Here is a 16,599-nt window from a genome sequence, read left to right as displayed (position 1 = left end):
ATATTTTGGAAGAGGGTAATCAATTATGCATGGAAGTATTATGTTTTGGCAGGTTTTACTACTGACACTTTATTCAATGTATCAAATATGGGATGACCTAACGATTGTCTCTTCTCTTTCTCAGCCAGTGTGGGCTGGTTTGATTGCTGGTGCAATTATGGGTGATGTTACCAAAGGGTTAATTATTGGTGGTAGCTTACAATTGACGGTCTTAGGTGTTGGGACATTTGGTGGTTCATCGAAAATTGATGCCAATTCGGGAACGATTTTAGCTACCGCATTTTCAATTAGTGCAGGTATGAATGCCTCGACTGCAGTGGCGGCAATTGGTGTCCCAGTGGCCTCGTTAATGATTCAAACAGATATTCTAGGCCGCTTTACTAACACGTTCTTCCAGCATCGAATTGATCGATTGATTGATGAAGAAAATTATTCAGCTATTGAGCGAAATTATTTGTACGGGGTCTTCCCATGGATATTATCGCGTGGCATTCCCGTATTCTTAGCCTTACAATTTGGCGGTAACTTCGTGTCGACAGCAGTTAAGGTTTTGGATACACATCTACAATGGCTCAGCAATGGATTAGCCACAGCTGGAGCATTGTTACCAGCTGTTGGATTTGCTATTTTATTGCGGTACTTGCCAGTCAAGAAACATATTGCGTACTTAATTCTTGGATTTACATTAACTGCATTATTCAGTACGCTGTATACAAATGTTCAATCTCTGGGAACAACGATGGCTACTGTATCAAAGGGGTTTGCGGGATCATTTAATTCTGTATCAATGGTTGCGATTGCGTTAATTGGGTTAGCATTCGCAATAAATGAATACAAAAAGAATACCGATAAACAAAAACTGACAGAACTAGTAAGTTCGTATAAAAACTCATCGAAAGAAGAATTGAATAATAGTGAGGATGGTGAAATCTATGGCGATGAAGACTAATTATAAATTAACTAAAAAGGATTTTAATCAGATAAATAGACGTAACTTATTCTTCAACCAGCTGGGTTGGAACTATGAGAAAATGCAGGGTTCAGGATATCTTTTTATAATGTTGCCGCAGTTGCGCAAGTTATATGGTGATCATACGCCAGAGTTGAAAAAAGCAATGAAGACGCATAATCAGTTCTTTAATACAAACCCATCAGTAAATATGATTATACAGGGGATTGATTTAGCGATTGAATCAAAGGAGGGCGTTGAATCTTTAGAGACAGTCTCTGGATTGAAGACAGGGTTGATGGGACCATTAGCAGCTATTGGTGACTCAATCTTTGCCTCACTGCTCCCTGCAATTTTAGGTGCAATTGCCGCAAATATGGCAGTTCAGGGGAATCCTTTTGGATTGATAATATGGTTAATAGCAAACTTCATTATTATGTATATTCGCTGGGTACAATTACCGCTTGCTTATCGTGAAGGGACAACGTTAGTAACTAAAATGCAAGGACAACTGAATGCTTTGACAGATGCTGCAACTTTATTGGGTGTATATGTGGTCGGTGCACTAGTTGCAACATTGATTAACATTCAGGTTCCTTTCGTTGCTCACATTGGCAAGGTAACTGTAACTTTGCAAAATGAAATAGATATGATTTTGCCTAAGCTTGTTCCAGGTTTACTTGTTGGATTAATTTATTGGTTACTTGGACGAAAGAAAATGACATCAACTAAAGCCATTTTTATAGTTATTATTGTGGCGGTTATTTGTTCAGCTTTAGGGGTCTTAGGTAAAGGATAAGTAATTATTAGTTTGTCGAGGGAGGGAATTTTGTGAAGCTGATTTTAGCTAGTCATGGACCACTTGCTGGAGCAATTTTAGCTAGTGCAGAACTAATCATTGGAAAGATTGATAGTGTTGCAGCTTTTAGTCTGACTAAAGAAATGGGACCTAAAGACTTAGAAAGGGAGCTGAGCGAGGAAATTGAGAAAACAGATGATGATGATATCGTTTTAGGCTTAGACCTTTTGGGTGGAACTCCTTCAAATGTATCAGTTACACTATTAGCAAAGTATCCAAAATTAGAAGTGATCACAGGAATAAATTTACCAATGGTTATTGAATATGGTAATCAAAAAATGTTAGGACAACTTAATGTTGCACAACTGATTTCGATGGCAACCGCTGGAGTTACTAACGTTAAAGAAAAGTTAGCAGAAGACCAAAGTGACGAAGATTGAGTTAACTGTGACTGTGTATATAAAAAATTGTACGTAAGTTGTGAAATTTGGCTTATATAGTTAATTATGGAGAGGGCTGGGTCAAATAAATTTTGATCTGGCCTTCTTATTGATTTCGGACAACCGTGTTTCATAAGTCGAAATTATTCGTCTAACTTCTAATTACTTATAGTAAAGTTCTCACTATGTTCGTAATTTCTAGTTGGTACTCAAAATTTACAGATTTATGTCACACGATTCTAACTCTTTTTAAATGTATTAATTACTGTAATAGGTGCTAACTAGTATAAAATTAATTAGTGAGAAATGGTGATATTTTATGAAGATAAACGAATTAGAAACAGAATTGCGTAATCCCAGAACAATGGAGCTTGATAATTTACCTGTATTAGAGATGGTTAAACTCATGAATATGGAGAATCAAAAAGTTGCAGAAGCCGTGAAGTCTCAGAATCAAGTAATTGCACAAGTAGTTGAGGAAAGCAGTAAAAGATTTAATAAGGGTGGTAGACTAATCTATTGTGGGGCAGGAACTTCAGGGCGCCTTGGAATATTGGATGCGGTCGAGTTGGTACCAACCTATGGCTTAAAACCAAGCCAAGCGATTGGTTTGATTGCTGGTGGAACACAGGCTGTATACCAAGCAGTAGAGGGTGCGGAAGATTCGATTGAATTAGCAAATCAAGATTTGAAAAAGATAAATCTCAATTCAGACGATAGCGTAATTGCAATTGCGGCGAGTGGACGAACACCGTATGCAATTGGTGCATTAGATTATGCTAATAAAATTGGTGCTTTGAGTGTAGCATTAGTTTGTGTTTCGCATAGTGAAATGGAAGAACATGCACAATATACGATTGCTCCAGTAGTTGGACCAGAAGTTGTGACGGGGTCCACAAGGATGAAAGCTGGGAGTGCACAGAAAATGGTGTTGAATACAATATCAACGGGGGTAATGGTTAAAAATGGCAAGGTGTACCAGAATTTGATGGTAAATGTTTTGCCGACTAATAAAAAATTGGTTGACCGAGCCGTTAGAATTATTGCAGAAACAACCGGATGCAGTGATGGTGATGCACGGCAAAAGTTAGAAGAAGCTAAGCAAAATGTTCCAATAGCAATCGTTATGCAAAAAAAAGACATAAGCTATAAAGATGCGCAAAAGCTCTTGGTGAAGAATGATAATAAAGTGATTGAAGCTTTAAGGTAAAGAGGAAAAAGATGAAAGACGAGAGTGTGAAATTAATTACAGAACGTATAGAAAAAGCTATAGATAGTCGATACATTTATGGAGCGTCATATGCAGTTGCTGATGAAAAAAATAAATCAGAGCTTTATTTGGGTACACAAGGAAAAGATAAGTATGAGGTTGCTATAACCAGCAAGATGATTTATGATTTAGCTTCATTAACCAAGGTTGTAGGGACAACTACTAGAATTCTGCAGTTGATTGACAAAGGTGTGATCAATCCAGAGACAGAGGTGGGTGAGATACTAGGACGATTCAAAAATCCACAATTGACGATTGCTAGTTTGTTATTGCATAATAGTGGGCTACCAGCTGATATTGTGGATACAAGATCTCTGACAAAGGAAGAACTTACAGAGAAGATAAGAGAAGCAAGCTTGGTTAATTCGCCGGGTAGTAAAATTGTTTATTCAGATTTGGGGTTCATTATTTTAGGATGGATAATTGCACAGATAGATGGAGAATTGAGCAATAGCCTGGATGAACATGTTTTTAGACCGTTGAAGATGAAAAATACAGGATATAATTTGTTAAAGAGACCGCTAGCTAATTTTGTTCCAACTGAGAATGATCCACAAAGAGGTGGGATTATTCAAGGGGATGTCCATGATTATAAAGCTTATTTATTGGGTGGTGTTAGTGGGCACGCCGGTATTTTTTCGACATTAGAAGATCTAGGTAACTTTGCTTCAATGTATATAAATAGAGGTGTTTTCGAAGGAAAGAAAATTTTAAGTGCGCGAAGTTTTAATTTGTTAGAGCAGTATTCTAGTGGAGGACGAACACTAGGTTGGCAAACTTGGAATGATGATCCTACAAAGTTATGGCATACGGGGTTTACTGGAACTTCAATCGCACTTGATTTAAGGAACAGACGCTCATTTGTTTGTTTAACTAACAGAATCTATCCGACTAGAAAAAGAGAAGAATGGATTGAGATTCGTAAAGCAGTAACTAGGCTGTTTTATAATGAATATTAGGAGTGTGGTGGAGTTGATGCATGAAACCAGTATCACGCAAATAGAATTTGAACTGGTCAAAGAAGACCTGCACCGACCTTTTGTGACTGCACTGCATGAAGTGAATTATGTAATTGCTGTGCGGGTAAGAATAATTCTAAAAAATGGATTTATTGGTATAGGCTCTGCTACACCAAATGATAAGGTGACAGGAGATACATTAGAAAGTATGTACCATGCGATGAGAAATGTAATTAAGCCCGAAATAATGGGTTTAGATATAGCTGACTGGAATTATATTTTACGAACTGTCAGGAAGTCAATTGCGAATAATGCTCCTGCAAAAGCTGCATTTGAAATAGCTTTATACGACTTAAGAGCGCAACTATTTGGGGTGCCACTCTCGAAGTTATTGGGAGGAAGTCCGCGAAATCTATACACAGATTATACGGTCAGTCTTGCACCACTCGATGAAATGTTAACGGAGTCATGTGAATTAGTCAGTCGGGGTTTTGATGCCTTAAAAATCAAGTTGGGTGATCATGATTTTGAAGAAGATGTCCAGTTGATTTTAGACATTGCAAAAGTAATTCCGAGCTCAGTTTCAATGCGAATTGATATTAATCAGGCATGGACTGTTAGAGAAACACTAGTTGCAGTTGATACGTGGACTAAACACAGCATTAATATTGATTTTATTGAACAACCAGTCAAGGCTGATGATTACTTGGGGATGCAGCAAATTACACAGCGTTCCAAGTTACCAGTCATGGCAGACGAGAGTGTTCATACTTTTGAAGATGCACACGAATTGCTCGAAAAACATGCTTGTGATTTAGTTAATATTAAATTAATGAAGACAGGTGGGATTAGTCAAGCTGAAAAAATTAATCAATTATGCGAGACGGCTGGGGTTCAATGCATGATTGGCTGTATGATTGAGGCAAGAGAAAGTATAGCGGCTGCAGTTGCTTTTGCTACAGCACATAGAAATATTAAATATATTGATTTAGATTCGGCTTTTATGAGTAAGAGTGAGCGCAAGGGTGGTTTTGAAAATAAAAAGAATATGCTGAGGGTGACTGAAAAATATGGATTGGGATTCTAAGAGGGACAGATGTTTCATGTGAAACACTACAATAGGTGGAAGGCAACGGACTTTTTTTGTCGTCTGCTTTTTTAATTATTTATAAAGAGCATAAAAGAAACTTGTGAAATTGAAGAGAAGAGCGTTAACTAATGGTAGTAATGAAAAAAATCTTAAGGTGTAATTATGAATAAGAAATTATTAGCAGGTTCTTTTTGGCTATCTTTTGGAAGTGTATTTTCTAGGGCATTGGGTGTGCTTTATTTGATTCCATGGTTAGCCATGATGGGTTCGAAAGAAAATATTAATGCTGCACAGGCGTTGTTTAACTCAACTTATAATATATATGCGATTTTTTTATCGCTTGGAATGGCAGGATTTCCTTCAGCAATTGCGCGTAAAGTTGCAATGTATAATGGTAAGGATGAATTTACAAATAGTCAAAAGATTTTTAAATTGGGTTTGGGTTTAATGTGTATTTCAGGAGTAGTGTGTGCATTGATTTTATATATAGCAGCCCCAATTTTTGCCAAAAATAGTCCGGTTGTTTCACAAAGAGATTCAGTGATTGCGATCAGAAGCATGATTCCAGCAATTGCGATTTTGCCTGCTATGAGTGTAATTCGTGGCTGGTTTCAAGGCAATCAAGACCTTAAACCTTTTGGTATTTCTCAATTGTGGGAACAGATTTTTAGAGTTATTTTTATCTTGGCGTCCAGCTATGTTTTAATATACATATTTCATACAAGTTATGTTATGGCAGTTTATGCAAGTGTATTTGCTGCTTTTGCAGGTGCGCTGGCAAGTTATATATATTTGATTGCGCATTACAAAGCTAAATTACCGGAATATAGAATGAAGCTAAGAAATAGCAAGACTTCCACAGTAACTAATGTAAGGAAAATATTTATAGCAATTGCGTATGAATCAATTCCTTTTGTGGTTGTTGGAGCAGGAATAAATTTATGTCAAATAATTGATCAGCTGTTTTTTAAACAGATAATGCAAGGTGCTCTAGGTTTATCAGCAGAGTATACCCAACAAGTATATACTGCATTTTCAGCCAACCCATCTAAATTAACTTCGGTAATCATAGCGTTAGCAGCCGCAATTGCTGGAAGTAGTCTGCCTCTGCTTGCAACAGTTAATGCAGGAGGACAAAAGAAAGATGTAAGGCGCTATCTTACAGATAATATTAATTATCTGATTTTTATTGTTTTTCCTGTTTCCACAATATTTAGTGCGTTATCATTTGAAGCAAATGGAATTTTTTTCTTCTTTAGCAAGGCTGGGGCGGAATTTCTAGCTTATAATATTTGGCAGAGCTTGATTATGGCGGTTGCGGTCAATGGACTAACGGTACTTCAAGCACTACGCTACAGTAAGAAAGCGATGTCATATCTGGTGATAGGCTTGATAATTAAGCTTGGTCTCCAATTTCCATTAGTTTCTATATTGCAGGGTATGGGCGCTATCATGGCAACAAACATTGCCTTTGTAGTTATTTGTATATTGGTTTACAGAAAAATAAGAATGGAGTTTACCGTTAATTTTAGAGAATTCATACCTAATATTTTATTGAATGTGATTTTTCTTGTTGTTACTATAATGGCACAAATTTTTATTTCTGGTATTTATACACCGCAAACCAAAATAATGGCCTTGCTATATAGTGCGATATTTGGTGTGGGCGCAGGATTAATTTATTTTGTAATTTCAAAGAAATTTGGTTTTTGGAATAAAATTTTTAGTTGATTAATTAGCTGAACACATGTGAAAGACTTCATAGCGAATAGGGAGTCTTTTTTTAGTAAATCGTCAAACAAATTTCAATATTTTACAAAAGTAAATTTATGTGGTGCTTTCCAATCAAACGTTTTTTTGGACGAAAACTCAGCACACATAAAAAGGCGTGTACCATAAAAGTGAGAACTTTGACTTGCGAAACACGTTTATTTAATAAATAGAGACTGAAGCAAAATTTATTTGACCTAGCCCCCTGCTTGTCGTCAGAAGATATTTTGTAGTTCTCTATTTTTATTAGTTATTCAGATTGAATATAAATATATAAAACAAAAAACCAGCAACAACGCTATTTTACAAGCCTTCATTACTGGTTACGTATTGTTTGATGGGTGGCCAGGGGATCGAACCCTGGACCCACGGATTAAGAGTCCGTTGCTCTGCCAGCTGAGCTAGCCACCCATATATTCTTTATCAACAAGAAATATATTACCATGGGTGAGAAGAATATGCAATAGAAAATTCAAAAAATGTATAATAGCACGGTTGCTTAGTCTTTGTTAACAGCTGCAAAAGCCTTACGCAATAAGAAGTACAATATAGGTACACAGATTGCAGTCGAGATAGAGTTGATAACTGTTGCTGGAAGGCTTAAGAAAGATGCAACGATAGCCGTTTTAAATACAGTTCCAACCATTAGAGACTCAATAATTGAAGTACAGTAAGAAGTGATAATTTTCATAGCACCAGCAGTAATCGCAACAATAATAATGTTACGCTTGCTGTCATTATGATGAAGATACTTAAAAACAGCTTCAATGGTCAAACCAACTACAATTACTTCAAGAACAGTCAACCAAGATGTTAAAGCATAACCATTTAGTACATCAAAGCCGCCAAGACCGATAATTCCCGCAATAATTCCGTTTCTTGGTCCTAAAAATAAAATAGCTAAAGCGGCGAGTGTGTTTCCGAAATGAATGAATGGTCGTCCAACCATTGCAGGAATAGGTATTCTTAAGATAAAAATGCCTAAATATATAATAGCGGCAAATAAACCTGTCAGGATAATCATTCTGAGTGAGTTTTTATTTTTTTGCATTTTCTAACCTCCTAATTTAATTGTTTTAATAATACAGGCAATTCAAGTGAATAATCAAGACCAAAACGTGAATTATAGCAGTTGAATTGCATATTTTTTTGGATTGTATTGCTGATGAAGTCCATTGCAATTTTTGTGGACGCTTTCAATGTGTTATCACGTAATAATGCACCGAGTAAGACACTTGCGAAGATGTCTCCTGTTCCAAAAAAGCTCGAACCAATTTTGGGTGTTTCGAGCTGCCATATTTCCTGGGAAATATTATCTATTCCTACAATTCCAATCTTTTCATCAGTTTTGGGAACTCCTGTTAGAAGGATTTGTTTGTTTTTGTACTTCTTATTAAGTTCAGTTGCCAGTTTGAGTGCTGCGGCTGAAGAAAGTGTAGTTGTTGTACATTCTTTACCCAGCAACAATTGTGCTTCTGTTACATTTGGAGTAATGAGATTGGCTTTTTGTACCAAGTGCTGCATTTGATGAACATAATTTGAATTAAAGCCGCGATATAATTTTCCGTGATCACCCATTACGGGATCTAAGAGTAAAAAAGAATTGGTAGCTAAGCTGTCAATGTTGTTTAGAAGAATATCGAGAGGCTTATTACCCAAATAGCCTAAATATATAGCAGAAAAAGAAAGTGGGATGGTTTCCCAGTGTGCAATAATTTTTTCCATTTCTGAACTGAGATCTAAGTAAGTGTTATTACCAAACCCTCCTGTATGTGTTGAGAGAATAGCAGTTGGCAGAATTGAGGGACTAAAGCCAAGCGCTCCCAAAATCGGTAGTGCGACAGCCATAGATACCTGTCCAGCACAGGAGAGGTCTTGTGAGATTAAGATTGTTTTTTCCATTTTAACTCCTTGTCTATGCAAATAAATTAACGATATTATAGCACGAATTAAAGTTGTGATAACATTTCTGATGCGTGTTTGGCATCAATCCAACGATAGGTTATAATATAAAGGGTTGTACCCTGTTTGATAACGGAAGCATTCCACAGAGGAACACCTAGAAATTCTAAACCACATAAAGTGGATTTAGGAAAGGAGCTTCAAAGTGAAGAAGATTTTAGTAGTTGATGATGAGAAACCAATTTCCGATATAGTTAAGTTTAATTTAACGAAGGAAGGCTTTGACGTTTATACGGCATTTGATGGACAAGAAGCCGTTGAACAAGTTGAAGAGATAATACCAGATTTAATTTTGTTAGATATTATGTTGCCCAAGATGGACGGACTAGAAGTAGCACGAGAAGTTCGTAAAAAATATGATATGCCGATTATAATGGTTACAGCTAAAGATGCAGAAATCGATAAGGTTTTAGGGCTAGAATTAGGGGCCGATGATTATGTTACGAAACCATTTTCTAATCGTGAATTAGTCGCTCGTGTTAAGGCTAACTTGAGAAGGCAGACAGCAGTTTCAGCTTCTGCACAGAATGAAGAAGAAAAGAATAATGAAATTACTATTGGTGATTTAATAATCCACCCAGAAGCGTATATGGTTTCAAAAAGAGATGAAAAAATCGAATTGACACACAGAGAGTTTGAACTACTTTATTATTTGGCTAAGCACATTGGACAAGTTATGACTAGAGAACATCTTTTACAGACTGTCTGGGGATATGATTATTTTGGAGATGTCCGAACGGTAGACGTAACGGTTCGAAGATTAAGAGAAAAAATCGAGGATAATCCTAGCCGGCCAATTTGGTTAGTGACACGACGCGGAGTGGGCTATTATCTGCGCAATCCAGAAACAGAATAAATAAGATTTTTAGTGGAGTAATAATGAATAAAAAACTACATTTTTTCCAATCCATCCATTTTAAAATAGCACTAGTTTTTGCTCTGTTATTATTGATAACATTTCAAATAGTAGGTGCTTATTTTGTGCAACAATTAAAGAAGGATAACTTGAAGTCATTCAAACAGCAGGTTGAATTATCAAGTTATATTGATAGCTCCTTAATTAGCAGTCTTTCTCGTAGTGACACGACTAAGTCTAATTCGAATATCAAGGATATATTGGAAGATGTAGATAATGCAAATATTACAAAGATTCAAGTTGTTGATACAAAAGGAACAATCCGTGGTGATAGCGATGTAAATAGTCAAGATTCGATAGGCCAAAAGACAACCGATAATGATATTAAACAAGTTTTATATAATGAACGTTCGTATGCAAAATCAGCATATGACAGAACAGACAACAAGCGTTACTATGTCTCAATTACGCCACTTTTTAGTACAACTGGAAACACCAATACATTAGTAGGTGCAGTTTATTTGCGTGCGAGTTTGGAGTCTGTATACAGTTCGATCAATAAAGTTACGCTTATTTTTGCTACTGCAGCGCTGATAGCAACTGGGCTGGGACTGATTTTAGCGATTTTTATTTCTAGTGCAATAACGCGCCCAATTGACGAGATGAAGAAACAAACGACAAGAATTGCGCGCGGGGACTATTCAGGGCAAGTCAAAATTTATGGTTCCGATGAACTAGGGCAGCTAGCACAAGCCGTTAACAACCTATCAGTCAGAGTTGAGGAAGCACAGGAATCGTCTGAAGCAGAGCGTCGGAGGTTGGACAGTGTCTTATCACACATGTCTGATGGTGTTTTAGCGACCGATCGACGTGGCAATGTTATTATAATGAATGAGATGGCTTCACAAGCACTGAATATTGATCCGAATATAGCTGATGGCCAATCAGTATTGGATATTTTGGGAATTCGGGATAAATATACATTACGTGACCTACTTGAGAATCAAGATGAAATTATCATTGACTTATCTGATGGCGATCATGATGAAATTTTGAATGCTTATTTTTCTTTAATTCAGCGAGAATCAGGGTTCATTAGCGGATTAGTCTGTGTATTACATGATATTACGGAACAACAGCGAATTGATCGTGAGCGAAGAGAATTTGTTTCGAATGTCTCACATGAGTTGCGGACACCATTGACAAGTGTACGGAGCTATATTGAAGCATTGAATGATGGAGCATGGAAAGATCCAGAAGTTGCACCTTCATTTTTGAAAGTCACCCAAGATGAGACGCAGCGGATGATAAGAATGATTAATGACTTATTGAGCCTTTCTAGAATGGATTCGGGGACATCTAAGCTCGAATTGGAACTTGTTAATTTGAATGAACTGTATAACTATATTTTGGATAGATTTGATATGATGTTGAAATCTAACAATGCACATGAAGAAGGAAAGAAAAGCTCTTCGATTAGGCGAGATTTTACCAAAAGAGAATTGTGGGTTGAAATTGATACCGATAAGTTTATGCAAGTTGTCGATAATATTATAAATAATGCTATTAAGTATTCACCTGATGGAGGGGTAATTACTTGCCGTCTTTTAGAGACCCACAATCATGTTATTTTGAGTATTTCTGATCAAGGATTGGGTATTCCTAAGAAAGATGTAGTTCATATTTTTGATCGCTTCTTCCGCGTTGATAAAGCGCGTTCACGTGCTCAAGGCGGGACTGGATTAGGACTCGCAATTTCAAAAGAAGTTATTGAAATGCATGGTGGAAAGATTTGGGTTGATAGTATTGAAGGCAAAGGTTCAACCTTCTATATTTCGCTGCCGTATGAAGAATATGAGGGGGAATTGTGGGATGAAGGTTAGAAGAATTTTATTGCATACAGGGCTGATAATTACGATTATAATCAGTATCTTGTTTTCAGCACTTATCTGGTTTAATCCTGCAATGCTACAGCATGATTCTAAGGAAACTACCGATACAGGGGAAAATACGACAAGTGTCAGTAAGAAGACTTTAAGTGACATTTTTTTGCCGTTGCAAGCCACTTATAATGTAAATGATTTGCAATATCAACTTCCAAGTTCGGAAGACTACTTGATTGGCAAAGTTTCGAAAATTATGAAGAACTGGAATAGTGGTTCAACTTCAATAAAGTCATATAAGAGTGAGACGGATTATCTAACATTTTTAAAACAAAACAATGTTTTATTGTTAAACTACAATAGTCCAATAACCGTAAAGATTTTTAACAAAGTCTTTTCACAGAAAATAAAAGGTATTCAGAATTTCAAATTTAATAGAATTATGATTCCCGTAAAAAATGGAAGCTACCTTTATCTGATGAATGATCAAACAAGGGCTGTTTGCAAGGTTGTTGTCAATAATATGAAGTCTGTAAAAAAGATACAAACATATTTGAAGAGCAATAGTCTCGAAAAAAATAAGGTAGAAATCGATTATTATCAACTCAACAATAAAATAATCAATTTCTATGTCAATTCGGTGCAGTTTCCCAAGTACAGCTATCTTTATAACAAGACAAACATCAGTTCATATGTAAGTGAGTTATTGAATCCAAGTGGACAAACCTCAATTACGACTAAATTACAAAAGAACAAGACAATCTATTTAGACGGCTCAGATAATCGACTGACATTGAATGATACAACGAGTGCAGTTCAATATGAAAACTATTCTGCTTTAGACTATTACGATGATGCAGGTAGTGGAAAAATAAGGACACAAAAATTGAATTATTACACACACTTAACAGAAAGTTTAAATCAGCTGAATAAAATTGGAGTTGCACCAGATAACCTGCGCTTTGATGAAGCCAACTCTGACGATGGAACAGTCACATATCGAAGCTATATTGCCGGATTCCCAATTATTAGTGATGATAATTATGGTACTTATAAGATTAAGCTGATGAGTACTGGTGGCAAAGAATATAATTTTTCGTTGAATAGTTTACAAGTGCCTGTGCCATCCAGCCAGTATAAGGAAAATCTACCTTCCACCTACACTGTTTTGCGAGAATTAGAGAATAAAGGGTATACGCTAAATAAAATAAAGGATATTCGAGTTGCTTATAAGTGGCAAAAAAATCAATCATCTAAGCTTGTTGTTGATATGATACCTGTTTATTATGTCTATGCAGATGGACATTGGAGCGAGCTAGAAAGTCTGTTATCTGCAAATTAACTAGAAGGGACGTGAAGATATGAACTTCAAGAGAATCGAAGCAATTTTCTTTATAGCTTTTATAGTGCTGGATATCTTTTTGTTCGTATCCTATTCACAAAAAGATGATGCTGTTATTTCGACAACAAAGTCTACAAATGAAAATTCGCTTTCCTCAGTGTTAAAGAGCATTAAGGGAGATCAGATTACTTATGGGGAACTTTCCAATAAGAAAGGGGAAGGTTTTTATATTTCGAGTTCTACTAGAAATAATCTCCAAGAAAGTATTAGTTCGCTGCAAGGTCAAACCGTATCGTATACGAATCATAAAATAGTAGGATTATTTGGAGATCCGATAAAAATCAAAAAAACTAGTAGGCCGCAAACTACACTTAATAGTATTGTTAGTGATGAAACAAAGATTGTGAAGGGGCAGAAGTATAGATATAATGAAAATCTTTCTACCAAAAATACTGTAGTTTATACTCAAATTATTCATGGAACGCCTGTTTATATGACAAACGGACAAATAAGATTTAATATAAGGAATGGTTATGTGACCGGATATTCACAGGGAGTACTTAGCGATATAGAGGTTTTGCAAGAGCGACCAATAATCAGTCAAGAAAGAGCAGTTATCTGGTTATATCAATATAACAAAATAATAAATAACAGCTCTGTTGAGTGGGTGAAGTTGGGGTATACGAAGTTACTGTCGGTTAATAACAATATTGTATATATCCCAACATGGGTAATAGCGGTTAAGAGTAACTCAACTGGTAATACACAATACCGAAGAATAAATGCTTTTTCAGGTGCAATAATGGACGAATCAGATAGTATAAATTAAAATGAAAAGTGTTTAAAAGATAGAAGGATAGGAGTATGGATTTAGTGGCTCAAGGAAAAGATGATATGAAGATAAGTGTTTTGGCTAGCGGAAGTAGTGGAAATGTCACTTATATCGAAACTCCAAAGCGAAAGATTTTAGTTGATGCTGGATTAAGTGGTAAAAAAATTGCGAATCTAATGACATCGATTGGTAGAAATATTGCTGATGTTGATAGTTTGTTCGTTACACATGAGCATACTGATCATTGTAAAGGTGTTGGTGTCTTAGCAAGAAAATATGACTTGGATGTATATGCCAATAAGGGTACTTGGGATGCAATGTCTAATAAAATAGGTAATATCCCCAATGACCAAAAGCATTTGTTCGGGATGGGGGAAACAAAAAATTTTGTTGACCTTGATGTTGAGAGTTTTGGAGTGTCTCATGATGCTGCAGAGCCACAGTTCTATCAATTCCATCATAATGGACATTCATTTGTAATTTTAACTGATACAGGGTATGTTTCCGAACGTACTGAGGGGATCATTAAGAATGCTGATGGGTACTTGATCGAATGCAACCATGATACCGAAATGCTGCGAATGGGAGCTTACCCTTGGTCCTTAAAACAACGAATTTTGAGTGATCGTGGACATTTATCAAATGATGATGGTGCAGCAACATTGATAGATGTACTCGGTAATCGGACTAAGCAAATATATTTGGGACACTTAAGTAAGGACAATAATGTAAAGGAATTGGCACACTTAACTGTAGAATCTGCAATGAAACAACAAGATTTGGGTGTTAATGAAGATTTTGGGATCTATGATACGGATCCGGAAAAGGCAACAGGATTAGTGATAATCTAATTTCAGAAATAGTTTATTTTAAATAAACATAGTATTTATTTCACGGTTTTTTCAAAATTTATTGATAAAATGTAATAAGATGTTGGTATTCTAAACTGAGAAGGGAGGAGTGTGCTGTTCTTTGTGAGACAGTGCAATTGCTCGTATGGATAATAACGAAGAGAGAGAAACGAATGATGATAAAGTAATCAAGGATGATTCTTCTCAGAAAAAGCAATCATCTAAGCAGCCTCGGATTGGGAGAATTTTTTTAATCGCATTAGTTGGTGGTTTTCTAGGTGGTGGAATTGCATTTGGTGGATATGCTGCATATCAAGCCTATGAAAGTACAACAGTCACTGGTGAAAATTCAAAAGGAACTGCAAAAATTAGCAATATTAAGGTAAATGTAAGTACACAATCAACAAAAGCCTTCAATAAGATAAAAAATGCAGTTGTCTCCGTTGAGGCATATACAACGAGTAGTAGCTCTTCTAGCTCCCTGAATGATTTATTCGGTGAGAGCTCATCAGGGGAAACTACCTCAGAAAGTGAGGGTTCTGGTGTAATTTATAAGAAGACAGGGAATACAGCGTTTATTGTAACTAATAATCATGTTATCTCAGGTGCTGACAAAGTCAAAGTATTGCTTAATAGTGGGAAAAAATTATCAGCCACAGTAGTAGGACATGATTCAGTTACTGACTTGGCAGTTTTAAAGATAAATGCGTCAGATGTTACTCAAGTTGCAACATTTGGTAATTCAAATAGTATTAATGTAGGACAAACGGCACTGGCAATCGGTTCCCCGTTGGGCTCAACGTATGCAACATCACTTACGCAAGGAATTATCTCTGCTAAAAAGAGAACAATCGAGACAACTGACAGTAATGGCACGAGCACAGGGCAGACAACTGTAATCCAAACGGATGCTGCTATTAATCCTGGTAATTCAGGTGGACCATTAGTCAATCTAGCGGGTCAAGTTGTAGGAATAAACTCAATGAAGCTGACAAGTACTGGTACTAGTACGAGTTCTTCAAGTTCTTCGACGTCTGTAGAAGGAATGGGTTTTGCAATTCCAAGTAATGAAGTTGTAAAGATAATTAATCTACTTGTTAAAGATGGTAAAATTAAACGTCCCGCTCTTGGAATATCATTGATTAATCTGAGTTATGTTTCTGACAGTGAACAAAAATCAACACTTAAGTTGCCAAGCAGTGTAACTGGTGGTGTAGTTGTTATTAAGGTTTCCAGCAATTCACCTGCCAAGGTTGCAGGAATACAAAAATATGATGTTATTACATCGCTAGGTGGTAAGAAAGTTAAGGGATTATCTAGCTTACGGACTGCTCTTTATGCTCACAAATTAGGTGATACGGTGCAAATTCAGTATTATCATGATGGGACACTAAAGACCGCAAACATTAAATTAACACTTGAGGCAAATGATTCAAATACGACGACATCTTCAAATTCTGGAAATTAATAAATATAATTCATAATTTACTCAAAAAAGTATTTATCCTTGAAATGAGGAAGGTAAATACTTTTTTTGTGTAAGAAATAAGTGTTAATTATACAATGTGGATAAAAATGTGTGAAACTTTGGAGATA

At 36.2% G+C, this 16,599-nt stretch carries 15 protein-coding genes and 1 tRNA gene; 13 read left to right on the top strand and 3 right to left on the bottom strand.

All coding sequences use genetic code 11. The annotated features are described in order from the left end of the window. Positions 1 to 25: 25 nt before the first annotated feature. The 7 genes from ABF682_RS00380 (at position 26) to ABF682_RS00350 (ending at position 7,238) form a co-directional block, all read left to right on the top strand. Positions 26 to 949, top strand: coding sequence for a PTS mannose/fructose/sorbose/N-acetylgalactosamine transporter subunit IIC (locus tag ABF682_RS00380; protein WP_289978887.1), 924 nt, complete (start codon positions 26 to 28; stop codon positions 947 to 949). Continuing rightward, positions 933 to 1,748, top strand: a complete 816-nt coding sequence (locus tag ABF682_RS00375) for a PTS system mannose/fructose/sorbose family transporter subunit IID (RefSeq protein WP_415618646.1) — start codon at positions 933 to 935, stop codon at positions 1,746 to 1,748. The genes ABF682_RS00380 and ABF682_RS00375 overlap by 17 nt, the downstream gene beginning before the upstream one ends. Before the next feature lie 32 nt (positions 1,749 to 1,780). Next, complete coding sequence (locus tag ABF682_RS00370) at positions 1,781 to 2,188, top strand: PTS sugar transporter subunit IIA (RefSeq protein ID WP_415618645.1); 408 nt, start codon at positions 1,781 to 1,783, stop codon at positions 2,186 to 2,188. Positions 2,189 to 2,507: 319 nt separating this feature from the next. Further along, positions 2,508 to 3,398, top strand: coding sequence for an N-acetylmuramic acid 6-phosphate etherase (gene murQ / locus ABF682_RS00365; RefSeq protein WP_415618644.1), 891 nt, complete (start codon positions 2,508 to 2,510; stop codon positions 3,396 to 3,398). Between the two features lie 11 nt (positions 3,399 to 3,409). After that, positions 3,410 to 4,417 (top strand): serine hydrolase domain-containing protein, encoded by a 1,008-nt coding sequence (locus ABF682_RS00360; RefSeq protein WP_415618643.1) that lies wholly within the window; start codon positions 3,410 to 3,412, stop codon positions 4,415 to 4,417. 16 nt (positions 4,418 to 4,433) lie between these two features. Continuing rightward, the gene (locus ABF682_RS00355; RefSeq protein WP_415618642.1) at positions 4,434 to 5,504 is read left to right on the top strand and encodes a dipeptide epimerase; all 1,071 of its coding nucleotides are present in this window, start codon (positions 4,434 to 4,436) and stop codon (positions 5,502 to 5,504) included. A gap of 165 nt (positions 5,505 to 5,669) precedes the next feature. Next, positions 5,670 to 7,238 carry a putative polysaccharide biosynthesis protein gene (locus ABF682_RS00350; protein ID WP_415618641.1) on the top strand — a complete coding sequence of 523 codons (1,569 nt, stop codon included), beginning with the start codon at positions 5,670 to 5,672 and terminating at the stop codon, positions 7,236 to 7,238. A gap of 377 nt (positions 7,239 to 7,615) precedes the next feature. On the opposite strand, the gene ABF682_RS00345 is transcribed toward ABF682_RS00350, so the two are convergent. From ABF682_RS00345 to ABF682_RS00335, 3 genes are all read right to left on the bottom strand, one after another. Beyond that, positions 7,616 to 7,688: transfer RNA gene (locus ABF682_RS00345), tRNA-Lys, on the bottom strand. 88 nt (positions 7,689 to 7,776) lie between these two features. Continuing rightward, positions 7,777 to 8,328 (bottom strand): ECF transporter S component, encoded by a 552-nt coding sequence (locus ABF682_RS00340; RefSeq protein WP_289978904.1) that lies wholly within the window; start codon positions 8,326 to 8,328, stop codon positions 7,777 to 7,779. Positions 8,329 to 8,339: 11 nt separating this feature from the next. Continuing rightward, positions 8,340 to 9,179 carry a pyridoxamine kinase gene (locus ABF682_RS00335; protein WP_415618640.1) on the bottom strand — a complete coding sequence of 280 codons (840 nt, stop codon included), beginning with the start codon at positions 9,177 to 9,179 and terminating at the stop codon, positions 8,340 to 8,342. 205 nt (positions 9,180 to 9,384) lie between these two features. Here ABF682_RS00335 and yycF point away from each other — a divergent pair, with 205 nt between their 5' ends. The 6 genes from yycF (at position 9,385) to ABF682_RS00305 (ending at position 16,471) form a co-directional block, all read left to right on the top strand. Then, positions 9,385 to 10,095 carry a response regulator YycF gene (gene yycF, locus ABF682_RS00330; protein WP_289978909.1) on the top strand — a complete coding sequence of 237 codons (711 nt, stop codon included), beginning with the start codon at positions 9,385 to 9,387 and terminating at the stop codon, positions 10,093 to 10,095. A gap of 23 nt (positions 10,096 to 10,118) precedes the next feature. Further along, positions 10,119 to 11,978, top strand: coding sequence for a cell wall metabolism sensor histidine kinase WalK (walK, locus tag ABF682_RS00325; protein ID WP_415618639.1), 1,860 nt, complete (start codon positions 10,119 to 10,121; stop codon positions 11,976 to 11,978). After that, positions 11,968 to 13,320: a YycH family regulatory protein gene (locus tag ABF682_RS00320; protein WP_289978912.1), complete on the top strand. Its 1,353-nt coding sequence runs from the start codon at positions 11,968 to 11,970 to the stop codon at positions 13,318 to 13,320. The genes walK and ABF682_RS00320 overlap by 11 nt, the downstream gene beginning before the upstream one ends. A 19-nt stretch (positions 13,321 to 13,339) precedes the next feature. After that, a complete protein-coding gene (locus ABF682_RS00315; RefSeq protein WP_289978915.1) occupies positions 13,340 to 14,149 on the top strand; it encodes a two-component system regulatory protein YycI in 810 nt (269 codons plus the stop codon). A 35-nt stretch (positions 14,150 to 14,184) separates the two neighbouring features. Continuing rightward, on the top strand, positions 14,185 to 15,003 hold the full coding sequence (locus ABF682_RS00310; RefSeq protein ID WP_289978917.1) for an MBL fold metallo-hydrolase: 819 nt from the start codon (positions 14,185 to 14,187) through the stop codon (positions 15,001 to 15,003). A 145-nt stretch (positions 15,004 to 15,148) separates the two neighbouring features. Continuing rightward, positions 15,149 to 16,471 (top strand): S1C family serine protease, encoded by a 1,323-nt coding sequence (locus tag ABF682_RS00305; RefSeq protein WP_289978919.1) that lies wholly within the window; start codon positions 15,149 to 15,151, stop codon positions 16,469 to 16,471. Positions 16,472 to 16,599 lie beyond the last annotated feature (128 nt).

The organism is Liquorilactobacillus sp., from assembly GCF_047719775.1.
Taxonomy (GTDB): Bacteria; Bacillota; Bacilli; order Lactobacillales; family Lactobacillaceae; genus Liquorilactobacillus.
The sequence above is the reverse complement of the archived record's forward strand: the minus strand, read 5'-3'. Positions and strand labels throughout refer to the sequence as shown.

Excerpts from the sequence above, each read along its gene's own strand:
- ABF682_RS00320 (WP_289978912.1), top strand. The coding sequence starts at position 11,968 with ATGAAGGTTAGAAGAATTTTATTGCATACAGGGCTGATAATTACGATT.
- ABF682_RS00340 (WP_289978904.1), bottom strand. The coding sequence starts at position 8,328 with ATGCAAAAAAATAAAAACTCACTCAGAATGATTATCCTGACAGGTTTA.
- ABF682_RS00305 (WP_289978919.1), top strand. The coding sequence starts at position 15,149 with ATGGATAATAACGAAGAGAGAGAAACGAATGATGATAAAGTAATCAAG.
- ABF682_RS00380 (WP_289978887.1), top strand. The coding sequence starts at position 26 with ATGCATGGAAGTATTATGTTTTGGCAGGTTTTACTACTGACACTTTAT.
- ABF682_RS00350 (WP_415618641.1), top strand. The coding sequence starts at position 5,670 with ATGAATAAGAAATTATTAGCAGGTTCTTTTTGGCTATCTTTTGGAAGT.
- ABF682_RS00375 (WP_415618646.1), top strand. The coding sequence starts at position 933 with ATGGCGATGAAGACTAATTATAAATTAACTAAAAAGGATTTTAATCAG.
- ABF682_RS00355 (WP_415618642.1), top strand. The coding sequence starts at position 4,434 with ATGCATGAAACCAGTATCACGCAAATAGAATTTGAACTGGTCAAAGAA.
- ABF682_RS00310 (WP_289978917.1), top strand. The coding sequence starts at position 14,185 with ATGGATTTAGTGGCTCAAGGAAAAGATGATATGAAGATAAGTGTTTTG.
- ABF682_RS00360 (WP_415618643.1), top strand. The coding sequence starts at position 3,410 with ATGAAAGACGAGAGTGTGAAATTAATTACAGAACGTATAGAAAAAGCT.
- ABF682_RS00315 (WP_289978915.1), top strand. The coding sequence starts at position 13,340 with ATGAACTTCAAGAGAATCGAAGCAATTTTCTTTATAGCTTTTATAGTG.
- ABF682_RS00335 (WP_415618640.1), bottom strand. The coding sequence starts at position 9,179 with ATGGAAAAAACAATCTTAATCTCACAAGACCTCTCCTGTGCTGGACAG.
- murQ (WP_415618644.1), top strand. The coding sequence starts at position 2,508 with ATGAAGATAAACGAATTAGAAACAGAATTGCGTAATCCCAGAACAATG.
- walK (WP_415618639.1), top strand. The coding sequence starts at position 10,119 with ATGAATAAAAAACTACATTTTTTCCAATCCATCCATTTTAAAATAGCA.